General features: G+C 60.4%; 11 protein-coding genes and 1 tRNA gene. 10 read left to right on the top strand and 2 right to left on the bottom strand.

From position 1 onward, the window contains the following. Positions 1-100: 100 nt before the first annotated feature. Positions 101-3,346 (bottom strand): TonB-dependent receptor, encoded by a 3,246-nt coding sequence (locus GRAN_RS05750; RefSeq protein ID WP_161570859.1) that lies wholly within the window; start codon positions 3,344-3,346, stop codon positions 101-103. 484 nt (positions 3,347-3,830) lie between these two features. Continuing rightward, positions 3,831-5,774, bottom strand: coding sequence for a gamma-glutamyltransferase (ggt, locus tag GRAN_RS05745; RefSeq protein ID WP_241654353.1), 1,944 nt, complete (start codon positions 5,772-5,774; stop codon positions 3,831-3,833). Between ggt and GRAN_RS05740 the strand changes: the two genes are divergently transcribed. The 10 genes from GRAN_RS05740 (at position 5,773) to rpsR (ending at position 14,148) form a co-directional block, all read left to right on the top strand. After that, positions 5,773-6,312, top strand: coding sequence for an RNA polymerase sigma factor (locus tag GRAN_RS05740; RefSeq protein ID WP_128911998.1), 540 nt, complete (start codon positions 5,773-5,775; stop codon positions 6,310-6,312). The two genes, ggt and GRAN_RS05740, sit on opposite strands and share 2 nt — an antisense overlap. Further along, on the top strand, positions 6,309-7,379 hold the full coding sequence (locus tag GRAN_RS05735; protein WP_241654352.1) for an energy transducer TonB: 1,071 nt from the start codon (positions 6,309-6,311) through the stop codon (positions 7,377-7,379). The genes GRAN_RS05740 and GRAN_RS05735 overlap by 4 nt, the downstream gene beginning before the upstream one ends. Before the next feature lie 155 nt (positions 7,380-7,534). Further along, a complete protein-coding gene (locus GRAN_RS05730; RefSeq protein ID WP_241654351.1) occupies positions 7,535-8,881 on the top strand; it encodes a glucuronyl esterase domain-containing protein in 1,347 nt (448 codons plus the stop codon). A 22-nt stretch (positions 8,882-8,903) separates the two neighbouring features. Next, on the top strand, positions 8,904-9,974 hold the full coding sequence (locus tag GRAN_RS05725) for a 4-(cytidine 5'-diphospho)-2-C-methyl-D-erythritol kinase (protein WP_128911996.1): 1,071 nt from the start codon (positions 8,904-8,906) through the stop codon (positions 9,972-9,974). A 34-nt stretch (positions 9,975-10,008) separates the two neighbouring features. After that, positions 10,009-10,082: transfer RNA gene (locus GRAN_RS05720), tRNA-Gln, on the top strand. Positions 10,083-10,534: 452 nt separating this feature from the next. Continuing rightward, positions 10,535-11,596 (top strand): ribose-phosphate pyrophosphokinase, encoded by a 1,062-nt coding sequence (locus tag GRAN_RS05715; protein ID WP_128912985.1) that lies wholly within the window; start codon positions 10,535-10,537, stop codon positions 11,594-11,596. A 69-nt stretch (positions 11,597-11,665) separates the two neighbouring features. Beyond that, positions 11,666-12,343 carry a 50S ribosomal protein L25 gene (locus GRAN_RS05710; RefSeq protein WP_128911995.1) on the top strand — a complete coding sequence of 226 codons (678 nt, stop codon included), beginning with the start codon at positions 11,666-11,668 and terminating at the stop codon, positions 12,341-12,343. A gap of 21 nt (positions 12,344-12,364) precedes the next feature. After that, a complete protein-coding gene (gene pth / locus GRAN_RS05705; RefSeq protein ID WP_128911994.1) occupies positions 12,365-12,997 on the top strand; it encodes an aminoacyl-tRNA hydrolase in 633 nt (210 codons plus the stop codon). An 86-nt stretch (positions 12,998-13,083) separates the two neighbouring features. After that, a complete protein-coding gene (rpsF, locus tag GRAN_RS05700) occupies positions 13,084-13,587 on the top strand; it encodes a 30S ribosomal protein S6 (protein WP_128911993.1) in 504 nt (167 codons plus the stop codon). Positions 13,588-13,752: 165 nt separating this feature from the next. Beyond that, positions 13,753-14,148, top strand: a complete 396-nt coding sequence (gene rpsR / locus GRAN_RS26830) for a 30S ribosomal protein S18 (protein ID WP_128911992.1) — start codon at positions 13,753-13,755, stop codon at positions 14,146-14,148. The last annotated feature ends 33 nt before the right edge of the window (positions 14,149-14,181 follow it).

The raw sequence follows: 14,181 nt of genomic DNA, 5'->3' as shown, positions 1-14,181 counted from the left end.
TGATCTCATCATGGACGTCGGACGAAACGTGGGTCGCAAAGGGAAGAGCCCCTGTCCGGGATGCGGACAGGGGCTCCTTTTGCAGCGGGTTGAGCTCGGGTTAGAAGATGATCTTCGCGCCGAACTGTGCGTTGAAGGGCTCGCCTGAACCGATACCAGGGGCTCCGTTGTAGTCGCCGATGGTGTCGTTCAAGGTTGCGGTTCCGGAACCGAAGCTGATGTTTGGTGGGGCGTAGTTGACGCGGTTGAAGGTGTTGAACAGCTCCGCGCGGAACTGGACGGTGAGTCTCTCGTAGATCTTGGTGTTCTTGAAGAACGAGAGATCGACATCCGAGAAGCCGGGGCCGTAGAACTGGTTACGACGCAAGTTTCCGAAGGTACCGGCAGTCGGCAGGGCGAACGCGCTCAGATCGATCCAATTTACGTTCGGATGTTGACCGTTGATGCCGGTCTTTGCAGGAGCGATCTGGTTGACGCGATCAAGACCTTCGTTGACTCCGCTTACGTCGGCTCCGGCGAAGATCTGGAAGGGTTGACCGCCGTGGAAGTTCACGAGGCCGTTTACCTGCCAGCCGTTCGTCAGCAGTTTGAGGTGCTGAGAGCCGGGAACCTCATAGCTCGCAAACGCGGTGAAGTTGTTGCGAGTGTCGTAGTCGGAGTTGCCGTAGTCCCCCTTGAAGTTGCGGCTGTCCTGGGCAAGCGTGCCGCGGTACTGAGAGACTTCGTCCATATTGTGCGCCCAGGTGTAAACCGCCTGGGTGGTGATGTGATGCCAGCCGTTGACGCGAAGCTGAGCCTGAAGCGAGTTGTAGTTCGCGGTGCCGATGCTGGAGATCTGGTTGATGTTGCCGTACTGCGAGTAGGTGGAGAAGTAGGGTCGTGTCTGCTGGCGTTTGAAGTCAGCGCCAACGAGCGTGACGCCAGTGACGGGATCGACCGTATCGGTGTATACGCCGGGCTGTGCCTGGTTGATGTCGAGGAGGGACAGGAGATGACGTGCCGAGGAACCGACGTACCCGAGCTGGGCGATGGTGTACTTGTTGATCGTGTGCTCGGCGTTGAGGCTGTAGTTTTCGTTATAGGAGGGGCGGAAGTTTGGCGCTACGCTGAAGACACCGCAGGTCGAAGAGGCTGAGCAGGGGTAGCTGATCGCGGAGGGGAAGATCGGCACGCCCTGAACAATGGTGGTGTTGTTTCCGCCGTTTGCCGCGGCGATGTTGTAGACGGGGCTTCCGCCGCCGGGGTTTCCTTCGACACCGTTGGGTGCCTGGTTGCCGGGACGGTTATCGAGGAAAGGGTTGAGGTTCGGGGTGTCGGCGTACCAACCGTAGCCAGCGCGGAGGACGGTGTTTTCATCGACCTGATAGCTAAGGCCGAGGCGTGGGCTGATGTTCTTGTAGTACTTCGGATAGAGCGAATCGACCTGGTTGCCCTGGAAGGCCAGTCCATTGCTCGCTGTCAAGGCAGGACGGAAGACCGACATGTTCTGGTACTGGTTGTGGAGCGGTCCTTCATAGTCATAGCGGACGCCGTAGTTGAAGTTCAACTTCGGCGTGACTTGCCAGGAGTCGCCTGCGTTCAGAAACCAGGTGTTGACGAATACCTGACGCTCTGGATCGCCGATTGTGATGCTGGCAGCCGAAGTCTTACCGGCGAGGAAGTCGGCGAGGGCAGCGGCGTAACCGGTCGTTCCGGCAACCTGGCTTCCATCGAAGGTGAAAGAGCCTGTGGCGTGACGGTGGTAGAACTCGTCAAGCTGAGCTTGACGGTATTCGCCGCCGAAGCGGAGCTGGTGCTTGCCCTTGACCCAGGAGAGCTGATCGGTGAGGTGGCCGGTGATGTCGTTACGCCCCTCGGGAGGCGTCTCGCCGACTGGGTCGAAGCTGCCGATGCTGATGTTCGGTGCGTTGGGAAAGGTGGCTCCGGTGATAAAGCCGAGGCTCTGGACGTTCTGATTGGTCTGATTGTCGTCGAAGACCTGGTTGAAGTAGTTGACTCCAGCGAGGACCTGGTTGGTGATGCTGTTGGAGAAGACGTGGTTTTCGACGATTGCGATGTTCTGGACGTGGATGGGAGCAACTTCGTAATATGCCAGGAGGTGCGAGGACGTTGGTGCGACCTGATTGCCCTGACCGACGAACCAGTGAGCGCTGAGGGTGTCCTTCTGGGACAGGGTGTAATCGACCTTGGCGAGGCCGTTCCAGCTGTAGCCATACTCAGGATCGTTCGAGTGGAAGTTGCTGACCACTCCGGTCGTATCCTGTGCGAGGTTGCCCGCTCCGTACACTGCATTCAACACGTTCGTCATGAGAGGATTTACGGCGACACCCTTGGCAGCGAGAATTGCCTTGGCCTGGTTCTGCCATCCTACGGACGGCAGAGTTGCGTTTCCCGACTGACCGATGACGAAGCGCTGATGTTCGAAGGTCAGGAAGCCGAAGAGCTTGTCCTTGATGAAGGGACCACCGACAGAGAAGCCGGTGTTGTAGTTGCGGACCTTCGCCTTGGTATCAGAGAAGGGGCTCTTGGCTCCGAAGAGCTCATTGCGGTTGAAGTAGTAGACGGTGCCGTGAAGCTGATTTGTTCCTGCCTTAAGGGTCAGGTTGACGGTGCCGCCGGGGTTACGGCCGCCTTCGGGACCAGATTGAGTCTGTGCGTTGAACTGATCGACCGCGTCAATGGGCAGGATGATTCCGGCGATGCCGGAGACACCGCCCTGGTTAACAGCGGGAATGTTATGCCAGAGGTCGTTGTTGTCGACACCGTCGATCTGCCAGTTGAGCTGGTTGGCGCGGGTTCCGTTCAGGGAGCCGAAGCCGCCGCCAGAGTAGCCGCCGAAGCCGGGGGTGAGGGCGATCATCTGGGTGAAGTCTCGTCCGTTGAGCGGGAGGTCTTCGACGGTCTTGGCGTCGAGGACGGTGTTCTGGGTGACGGTCGTGGTGTCGAGGGCGATGGAGGCGGCGTTGACCTCAATGATGGTGCCGTTGCTGGAGACGGCGAGCTTGACCGGGAGGGTATAGATGGCTCCGGCCGAGACGGGTACCTTGTCGTACTTGGCGGTGGAGAAACCGGACATGGCCACGGTGACGGTGTAGTCGCCGAGGGGCAAATCCTGGAAAAGGAAGTCGCCGCCTGAGGAGCTTACGGAGTTGTGGGTAACGGCGGTTCCGACGTCGGTGGCGACGACGGTTGCCCCGGCGACCACGGCTCCGGTCTGGTCGGTGACGGTTCCGTTGATGCCTCCGCGAAAGGTCTGCGCGTGAAGCTGTGGAACCGTGACAAGGAAGACGAGAAGAAGCAGGCTCAGAACCTGAAGGAGGCTGTGCCTGCGGGGGGGAATAGTCATGTACGGTGGTCTCCGAAAAAGGGAACAGAGGGTTATTGCCGTCGGAACGACGGTTGAGCGAGCGGCCATGAAAGCCTGCCCGTTGGTATTCACTTTTGGATACTTCACTTGCTGCGGGCCGTTAGTCCATCGTGGGTGTGAAGAGCCTTGGAAAGGGGCTCACGGGAACACGAACGAAAGCTCCACCTCTGGGGCGGATGTGTACGACCATGGCCGGCCGAAGCGGGGTTCATAGCTACCGCTTCTGACTGAGATCGGCGATCTTCCAGCGAAGAAAAACCGCCGATTGGGACAAGGAGTGGCTCTACCGTATCGCCGGAGGATGAAAATTGCAAGAAAAAACTGGTCCGGAAGTTGTAGGGAGGCGCTCTCTGTGGGTGGCATGCGCCCTTGAAACTTTGTGGGCGGAGGTTACTTGTTAACCTACTTCGCAACCCGCTTCGTCGCGGTAGACGGCAGTGCTGGTCTGGATGCGGAGCGTAAGTTAGTAGCCTGCGGCCTTTCCGAAGTGGCGTCGCTGATCCTGTCCGCCGGTGATGAGACCAGACTTCGGGTCGATATAGATGAGCTCACTGTCGCCCCACTGGCCAGGGCTCTTCTCGTCGAATTCGCCGGCGCGATTGACGGTGTAGCCGGTCTCCTTGAGCTCGTTGACAGGAGCGATGGGGAACTTCTTCTCGACGTCGAGGCGGTCGGGAAGGTACTGGTGGTGGAAGCGTGGAGCATCGGCGGCCTGTTGGATGGAGAGGTGATTGTCGAGGACGCTGATGAGGTCGTTGGCTACCGTGGTGATGATGGTTGAGCCGCCAGGAGAGCCGAGGATCATGACCAGCTTGCTGTCCTTGATGATCATGGTCGGCGTCATGGCGGAGAGCGGGCGCTTGCCCGGGGCGATGGAGTTCGCGGGGCCCTGGATGAGGCGGAACATGTTCGGCACGCCGACCTTCGCGGTGAAGTCGTCCATCTCGTCGTTGAGGGCGAAGGCGAGGCCGTTTCCGGCGGTGATGCCAGCTCCGAAGAAGCTGTTGAGGGTGTAGGTGCTGGAGGCGGCGTTGCCATCCTTGTCGACGACTGAGAAGTGGGTGGTCTGGGGAGACTCGTGGACGGGCGGAACGGCGGGTGGCGGAGGCAGAAAGCCGGCGGGGCGCTTGAGGCCTTCGGATGGGGTGGGTTTGATGGGGTCGATGCTCTCTCGCCATGCGGCGGCGTACTTCGGATCGGCCATCTGGGTGAGAGGCATGTCGTTGAAGTCGGGGTCGCCGAGATAGTCGCTGCGGTCCATGTAGGCGCGGCGGAAGGCCTCGGTGATGATGTGCATCTGGGCGGCGGAGCGGTCGGCACCTAGCTTGGGGAGGTCGTAGGTGGAGAGGATGTTGAGGATCTCCAGCAGGACAATGCCACCGGAGGACGGCGGTGGCGAGGTGATGATGTCGTAGCCGTGGTACTTGCCGTAGAGGGGCGTGCGGTCTTTGACCTGGTAGTCGGCGAGGTCTTTTTCGGTGATGAGGCCTCCGCCGGCCTGCACGAAGGCAGCTAGGCGCTTGGCGATGTCACCGTGGTAGAAGTCGCCAGGGTTGGTGGCGATGCGGGCGAGGGTCTTGGCGAGTTCGGGTTGAGCGAAGGTCTCGCCGGGCTTGTAGAAGTCGCCGTTGCGCTGGTAGATGCGGTGTGATTCGGGATCTTTTTCGATGTACTTGGTCTGGAGGAACTTTGTCTCCTCGGCGGTGAGCTCGAAGCCGTTGGTGGCGAGGCGGATGGCTGGGGCCATGTCTTGCGCGAGGGTGAGGCGTCCGTAGGTCTTTTGAGCGTAGGTGAGGCCAGCCACGGTGCCGGGAACCCCGATCGCCTTGTAGCCGACGGTGGAGAGGCCTTTGATGACGTTCTTGTCCTTGTCGAGGTACATGTCGGCGGTGGCGGCAGTGGGGGCACGCTCGCGGTAGTCGAGGAAGTGGGCTTCGGGGGCTTTGAGCGCTTTGCCATGCTGATCGGTCTTCATGCGGACGAGCATGAAGCCTCCACCGCCGAGGTTGCCGGCTACCGGATAGGTGACGGCGAGAGCGAAGCCGACGGCTACGGCGGCGTCTACGGCGTTGCCGCCCTCCTTGAGGACTTCGAGGCCGGCGTCGCTGGCGTTGTGCTGGATGGTGACGACCATGGCGTGCTTCGAGGTAGACGGGATGTAGGGGGTGTCCGTCTGGGCGAGCAGGGGAGTGGTGAAGAGCGAGAGGAGGAGGCAGCGGGTTGCGATGGACGAGAGCAACGTTTTGACCTTGGGAGTGGGATTCCCGGGCTGCGGGTGGGTTTTCTTGGAGGATAGCGCATTGGTTCCGGGGAGGTGGCGAGAAAGAAATGTGAACGGTTTGGGGGTGCGGCCGGTCCTAGGGGTGAAGGGCTCAGGGGGTGAAGGGCTGGATGTGCGGAGTGGCATGAGTTCGGAGAGGGGTCGGGTATTCGGGGAGTTGGTGGACCGGCACGGACGGTTCCTCTACCGGGTCGCGTTTGGACTTCTGAGGAATGCGCAGGACGCCGAGGATGCGGTACAGGAGGCGTTGCTGAAGCTGTTTCGCGGGGATGCGTGGAAGGAGATCGAGGACGAGCGGGCGTTTCTGGCCAGGGTCGTCTGGAGGGTTGGGTTGGATCGGCTGGAGGGGAGGAACAAGAGAGCTGGGGATGGCGATGTCACGGAGATGGAGGTGGCGGATTTGCGGGAGACGCCCGAGGAACAGGTAGTTGGGGATGGCGAGAGGGATCTGCTGCGGAGGCTGATCGACGGGTTGCCGGAGGAGTTGCGCAGGCCGCTTGTTCTTTCGGCGATCGAGGAGATGACGTCGCGGGAGGTGGCTGAGGCGATGGGGATTCCGGAGGGGACGGTGCGGGGCCGGGTGATGCGGGCTAGGGCGGAGCTGAAGAGGCGGTTCGAGGCGGTCGGTAGGGTCAGGGTTATGGATGGGGTGGTGAGGCGATGAAAGAGATTTCGGGGGAGGAATTCGAGGGTTTGCTGGATGGAGTGCTGCGGGAGGCGGCGAATCCGGAGGTGCGGGATGGGTTTGACGTGAGGATGCGGCAGGCGGTTCTGCCGGTTGTCAGTCAGGCAGGTAACGAAGGGGAGGGTGCGATGGCGAACGCGGGCGTTCTGGTTGGCGGCGGGTTGCAGGAAGTTGGAGTATTTGGATCGCTTTGGGCGAGTCTGCGGGATCTGGTTGCGCGGCCGAGGATGGCGCCGCTGGTGCTTGCGTCGAGGCCGGTGGCGGTCGTCGATCGGATGGCCGAACGCAGGGGGATGGGACCGGTAGGCTGGGCGATCGCCGCGCATGGAGTGGCGATTCTGCTGGTCGGGTTCGGCATGGCTTCGAGGCGGATGATGGTGCTCCCAGCAAGGCCTGACGCTGTAGCGATGGTGGAAGCGCCGACTCTTCCGAAGGTTCCGCCGAGGGCTCAGGCAGTCGGTGGAGGTGGCGGGCAGAAGAGTCCCACGCCGGTGGCCCAGGGGAGGCTGCCGAAGTTTGCCGAGACGCAGCTTGTGGCTCCGAAGGCTCCTGCGCTGGAGCAGCCGAAGATAGCAATCGAGCCGACCGTCGTGATGCAGAAGGATCTGAAGATGGCGGACAGCAGTCTGCCCAATCTCGGCATGCCGAACTCGCCGACCGTCGGGACGGGATCGCTTGGAAACGGCTTCGGGACTGGTATCGGCACAGGGAACGGGTCAGGGGTTGGGTTGGGGTCCGGAGGGAACACGGGAGGTGGCGCGATGCGGATCGGCGGCGGGGTAAGTGCGCCGGTGCCCGTCTTTATGCCGGATCCGGAGTTCTCGGAGGAGGCGCGGAAGGCCAAAGTGTCGGGCAACGTGCTTGTTTACCTGTGGGTCGACCAGGCGGGGAGGCCGACACATGTGCGGATCATTCGCGGGATCGGCATGGGGCTGGATGAGAAGGCGATTGCGGCTGTTCGGCAATACCGCTTCAAGCCTGCATTCAAGGACAGTAAACCCGTAACGGTCGAGATGAACGTGGAGGTGAACTTTCAGATCTTCTGAAAAGGGCGGGGTCCGCCTCGTTTCTATCCACTGCTGGCGCCCTAGGCAACTTTCCTATTGCTCTCGAAATAATGAGGAGAGTAGGGTGGCTGCCGAGGTTCTTTGACCAAATGCAGAGATTCAAGAAAGCGCGAAATAACGGGTTGATTGGATCTTTGTCGTTAGCCCTCTTGCTTGGCGCGGGGCGGGCGCAGACACCCACCCCGGTGGCTCACCTGACCGCGGAACAAGATCACCAGAGGCTCCTGGACCTCCTGCATATCACTACGTTGCGACCGGGCAAGAGCGGCAGCCCCGATAAGCCAAACGCGGCGAACTATGACGAAGCCAAGGCGAATCCCTTTCCGGCACTGCCGGACCCTCTGGTTCTGAGTAACGGTAAGAAGGTTACCTCGGCGAAAGTGTGGTGGGAGCAGAGACGTCCCGAGATCGTCGAGATGTTCGATCGCGAGATCTATGGACGTGTCCCTGCGCATACGCCCAAGGTGACGTGGGAGGTCACATCGACGAAGAGTGGGGTGAATGGCGATGTGGCTACGACGATCAAGAGTCTCGTTGGACACGTCGACAACTCGTCGTATCCGCTGATCACGGTGGATATTCAGATGGAGTTGGTGACACCGTTGGCGGCCAAGGGTCCGGTGCCTGTAATGATGGAGATCGGTTTTATTGGCGGATTTCCGAGGCGTCCGGGGATGCCGCCTCCACCGCCTCAGGTCGGTCCGACGTGGCAGCAGCAGGTACTCGCGAAGGGCTGGGGATACGCCACGCTGAGCCCGGTCAGCGTCCAGGCAGATAACGGCGCGGGGCTGACCGAGGGCATCATCGGCCTTTGCAACAAAGGGCAGCCGCGCAAGCTGGACGACTGGGGCGTGCTGCGAGCCTGGGCCTGGGGAGCGAGCCGGGCGCTCGATTATTTCGAAACAGACAAGGCTGTGGACGCGAAGCAGATCGGGATCGAGGGACACTCCCGCTATGGCAAGGCGTCGCTGGTAGCGATGGCCTATGACCCACGTTTCGCCATCGTCTATGTGAGTTCCTCTGGCGAGGGTGGCGCGAAGTTGAGCCGCAGGGACTGGGGCGAGGTCGTCGAGAACCTTACCGCGACCGGCGAGTATCACTGGATGGCGGGAGATTTCCTGAAGTACGGTGGATCGCTCGGATGGGGAGACCTGCCGGTGGATGCGCATGAGCTGATCGCGCTGTGCGCGCCACGGCCCGTGTTCATAGGAGGCGGAGCGACGAACGGGGATGGCTGGGCGGATGCTCGTGGGACGTTTCTCGCTGAAGTTGGAGCTGGACCCGTCTACCGTCTGCTCGGCAAGAAGGACCTTGGTACGACGGAGTACCCTGCGATGCAGACTCCGCTCATCACGGGGGATCTGGGGTTCCGTCAACATAGTGAAGGGCATACCCCGGCCCCGAACTGGCCGACGTTCCTCGAATTCGCCGGTCGCTTCATGCGTGCTTCCGGTGGAGCACCTGTAAAGGGTTCATTTTAGCCAGGGCGCTTAGAATCGCCTGATGGGCACAAGGGTTCGGTCGTATGCGAAGGTGAATCTTGGACTGGCAATCGGGCCGGCTCGAGAGGATGGATTTCATGGTCTGGTGACCCTATACCAGACGCTCGATCTGCATGATTTTGTGACGGTGTCCGCGCGTGTGAGTGAGGAGATCAAGATCTCGCTGACATCCGATCATCCCCGCGTACCGTGCGATGGGCGTAACACGGCCTGGAAGATGGTTGAGGGTGCCTTGACGCGGCTTGAGGTAACGGCTGAGGTGGCGATTCATATCGAGAAGAGGCTGCCGGTTCAGGGTGGGATGGGGGCTGGATCGGCGAACGCGGCTGCTGCGCTGATTGCGCTGGAAAGGGAGTTGGGGGTCGCGCTGCCTGAGGCGGAGCGCTTGGCCCTGGCAGCGGAAGTGGGGTCGGATGTGCCGCTGTTTCTTGTGGGGGGCGCGGTCCTTGGAGAAGGCCGGGGCGAGGTTGTTTCCCCGATGGCCGACTTTGCGGCTACAGCGTGTGTGGTGGCGATTCCGGCGGTCGGGGTATCGACGCCGCGAGCTTTCCGCGAATGGGATCAGAGGTATGCGGCGCGCCACAACGCGTCATCGAACGGTATAAGGTACCCGGGCTTGACATCCGGAGGGGGAGGCGATACTCTAAATGAGTTGAGCCGCGTTTACGCGTCCGTCTTTCGGGAAGCCGAGAGGCTGGAAGCTGAATCCGGCACCTCCGGTATCGTTCGTGAACCCGCTCCTGACTTGATTCAAGGCGGCATATCGAACGGTCTGGCCGAGAATACCCTTCTCGAGCTTGTCCGCACCGGGATCGAGAACGACTTTGAAGAGGTCGTCTTCTCGCAGTATTCCTCCTTGCGTGAGATCAAGCGTCAACTGATGGGTATGGAAACGGGATCGCCTGCAGTGTATGCGGCGCTCTCTGGTTCAGGTTCGGCTCTGTTTGGACTTTACCGGTCCACGGCAGAGGCGCAAGCTGCTCAACAACGCGTTCAGGCTTCGGGCGTGAAAGCTCTCGCAACTGAGACCTTGCCACGAGCGGAGTACTGGCGGAGAATGATCGCAGGGTGATCTTTTCGGGCGAATCTGCCCCGGAGATCGTCACTGGGCGATCGACTAATGGTAAGTCGAGTGCCTTTGGAGCACTTTATCTAGGTTCGAATCCTAGTCGCCCAGCCAAGAAGTCGATTGTTCAGCATGTCCTGAGGAATACGCCGGAAGGCGTGAACGATTCGGCCACGAGCGCCGATAGGTAAGTTTAGGGAACTTTAGCCGGCAACAATGTGCCGTGTGAGTTTGATTTTTGAGAGTCCGGGCGAAACGAGCCTGGACGAGCAGAAGAGAAAAGAAGAACCAGTAAGGTCTTACCGATACTTTTCGTAGATTGGTTTCAATCCGGCGGGCAGCAACCCAAAGGACGCAATTGGATTCAAGTATTCGACGAGCAGAAGCAGAGCCACAACAAGGCTCTGGTAAGAAGTAAAGCAGTAGGAACTCAACCAAGGTCAACCAGCCTGGAGGTTTCAAACGTGAACGAACAAGACACGACTGCGGTTCTTCCCCAAAACGCGGGGCAGGCGAACGAAACACAAACGGGTTCGACGCCAGCCAAGCAGCCTACGACACAGTTCGTGGCCCAATCGGGATATCAGGCCCAAACCGGACCTCCGGTTTCATCCAACGCACAACAAGGCGGAGATGGGGGCAACGCAAAGACGGGTGCGGAGAGAAAACGCTCCGGCCGTCTGAGCGATGACAAGCGATTCAAGATCTTTTCCGGCTCGGCTAATCGGCCGCTTGCCGAGGAGGTTTGCAAGTTCGTTGGAGTACCGCTAGGCGAAACGCGCCTGCAGCGGTTCTCTGACGGCGAGGTTCACTTTCAGCTTTTGGAGAACGTTCGCGGCGCGGACGTTTTTCTGATTCAGCCAACATGTTTTCCAGTCGATCAGCACCTGGTCGAACTGCTGATCATGATGGACGCATTGAAGCGGGCATCGGCCGGACGTGTGACTGTCGTCATTCCGTACTATGGATATGCCCGGCAGGATCGTAAAGACCGCCCGAGGGTGGCGATTACGAGCAAGCTGGTTGCGGATCTTCTGACATCGGCCGGGGCAAACCGGGCTTTGTTAGTCGACCTGCACGCGGCGCAGATTCAGGGGTTCTTCAATATTCCGGTCGATCATCTGTTCGCCAGCCCGGTGCTGGTGAGTCACTTCCGGGATATGAACCTTCCGAACCTGACGGTGGTATCGCCGGACGCGGGCGGTGTGGAGAGGGCGAGATTCTTCGCCAAGAAGCTGGATGTTCCGCTGGCGATTGTCGACAAGCGCCGGACGGACATCAATGTGTCTGAGGTAATGAACGTGATCGGCGATGTCAAAGGCCGCACGTGTCTGATCCTGGACGACATCATCGACACGGCGGGAACGCTGGTGAAGACGGTGGATGCGCTGCTCGATCAGGGCGCCGAAAAAGTTTACGCGTGCGCATCGCACCCGGTGCTGAGTGGACCGGCGATCGAGCGCATCGCGGCATCACGACTCGAGCAGTTGGTCGTGACGAATACGATTCCGCTGCAGCCTGAGGCGCAGCAGATATCGAAGATTAAAGTGCTCTCGATTGCCGGCCTTCTTGGTCGTGCCATCGAGAGCATTCATATGGAGACCAGCGTCAGTACGCTGTTCAATTAGTGGCGAAGGACTAACGGCAGAAAGGGAGCATGTCCCGCGCAAGTGGGCTGTGCCCGAAAGGAAAATGAAATGGCTTCAGCAATTCAGGGAATCGTCGCGACACCGCGCGAGGGCAAGTTCAATAAGGGTCATGCACGCAGGGTTCGGATGGCCGGTCTTATCCCGGCAGTGGTCTACGGAGCGGGTCAGCCTCCGGTCGCCGTCACCGTTGATCCCCGTGCCGTCACCAAGATTCTCCACTCCGAGTCCGGCCACAACACCATCTTCGATCTAGACATTACCGGCCAGCAGGGCGGCAAGGCGATGATCGTCGACTGGCAGAACGAGCCCATCAAGGGCAAGCTCCTGCACATCGACATGAAGCGCATTGCGATGGATAAGATGATGCGCGTCTCGGTTCCGGTCCAGTTGATCGGCACCCCGGTTGGCGTGAAGACGCAGGGCGGTATCCTCGACCAGGTGCTGCGCGAGGTCGAACTCGAGTGCCTCCCGAACGATATTCCGAGCCACCTTGACGTCGACGTTGCTGGTCTTGAACTGAATGGTGTGATTCACATCTCCGATCTGCCGCACTCCGGAAGCATCAAGTATCTGGGCGACGAGAAGGCTGTTGTGGCTCACGTCACCTCGATCAAGGAGACTGCGGAAGAAGCTGCAGCCGCGGCTGCTCCAGCGGAGCCTGAAGTCGCCAAGAAGGGCAAGACCGATGCGGCTGCTGCTCCTGCTGCCGATGCGAAAAAGAAGTAAGCTAGAAGTTTGGCGGGCGGCGTGAAACTGATTATCGGGCTTGGGAACCCTGGCATCGAGTATCAGTTCACGCCGCATAACGCTGGGTTTCTTGCCATCGACCGAATCGCAGAGGATTGCGGTGCGGTGGTGGCGAACCGCCGGGGCCGGGCTTTGACGGCTCGGGTTCGGCTGGGCGGGCAGGAGGTTCTGCTGGCAAAGCCGGAGACCTTCATGAACCTGAGCGGGCTTTCCGTTCAGGCTCTGGTCCGGGAGTTGGGAATCGAGGATGTCTCGGAGGATGTGATTGTCCTCTACGACGAGCTCGCCTTCCCGCTCGGCACGTTCAAGATCTTCCGGCGCGGTTCGGCCAACGGGCATAACGGGGTGAAGTCGATCTCCGGAACGCTCGGCACGGAAGAGTGGATTCGCGTTCGTATCGGTGTTGGGAAACCGGCGCTGGCGGACGGCAGAGAGATTAAGGCAGGCGGCAAGGATTACCTGCTGGCTCCGATGCGTAAGGCGGAGTTGGAAGTGATGGATGAAGTGCTCGACCGGGTAAAGGACGCGGTCGAGGTGGTGCTGACCAAGGGTGTCAGCGCCGCGATGAATGAGTTCAACCGTCGGCCGGAGGATCCTGAGAAGGATTCAAAGGATCCAAAGCCGAAGGCGTAACAAGGGCAGCAATTCTTCCAGACCGCGTTTGCAGAACACACGCAGGCACGGTGCGAGGCAGAACCTCGCAGAAAGCAGTGAACAGAATGCGTACTTACGAAATCATGTTCATCGTCCGTCCGGACGTTGAAGAAGCAGACCTCGACAAGCTGATCGAGACCTTCTCGGGCTACGTCACCACCGGCGGCGGAAGCGTAACGGCAGTCGAGAAGATGGGCCGTCGCCGCCTCGCCTATACCGTCCGCAAGTTCAACGACGGCTTCTATGTCCTGTTCATCATTGCCGCAGAAGGCGCGCAGGTGCAGGAGCTCGAGCGTCGTCTCCGGGTTCAGGAACAGGTCATCAAGTTCATCACGGTCCGCACGGACGAGGAAGACAAGCGCCTCGCGAAGGTCAAGGCTCTCCGCGACAGCAAGGTGAAGCGCAGCACGCTTCCCCAGGTCCAGGCATCCGTTCCGGCACCTGCTGCTCCTGCTCCCGTGGCCCCTGCGCAGGACTCGGCCAAGATCGCAGACGAAGCGACGGCCAATGCGGCTGAGGCGGATGTCACGACCGCTGCCGCTGCTGAAGAGGCTCCCGCAACCGTCTAGTTCGCAAAGATTCGCGGGTCGGTCCTGTTTTCTGGACCAGCCTGCGCTGCTGTATCACGGCTTACTTCGCTTCCATTTCCTCCGCCTTCGAGCGGATGGAATGTTCAGAGACACCACGGCGTGTCTGGGGCGAGGGACGGCATAACGTACCGAGAGGACATCGAAATGGCTGACGAGACCAACGAACAAGTTTCAGCTCCGCGCGTGGAAGCATCCGCGGGGGATTCACCCCGCCCCACCGGCGGTTACAACCCCGGCGCACCGCGTGGACCCCGTCCTCCAGGCGGCCCTGGTGGTCCCGGCGGAGCCCGTCCCGCAGGCCCCGGCGGACCCGGAGGACGCAAGTTCTTCCGCCGCAAGAAGGTCTGCAAGTTCACGGTAGAGAAGATCGACAAGATCAGCTACCGCGACGTGCGCCTGCTTCAGGGCTTTGTCTCCGAGCGCGGCAAAATCATTCCGCGCCGCCTGACGGGCACCTCCACCCACTTCCAGCGCAAGCTCACGCAGGCGATCAAGCAGGCTCGGAATATCGCTCTGCTTCCGTTCGCGGCACGTTTCTAACCTGGCCGGACTGGCCTAATTGGGAGCGGACGG

This window comes from Granulicella sibirica, assembly GCF_004115155.1.
GTDB classification, from domain to species: Bacteria; Acidobacteriota; Terriglobia; order Terriglobales; family Acidobacteriaceae; genus Edaphobacter; species Edaphobacter sibiricus.
The sequence above is the reverse complement of the archived record's forward strand: the minus strand, read 5'-3'. Positions and strand labels throughout refer to the sequence as shown.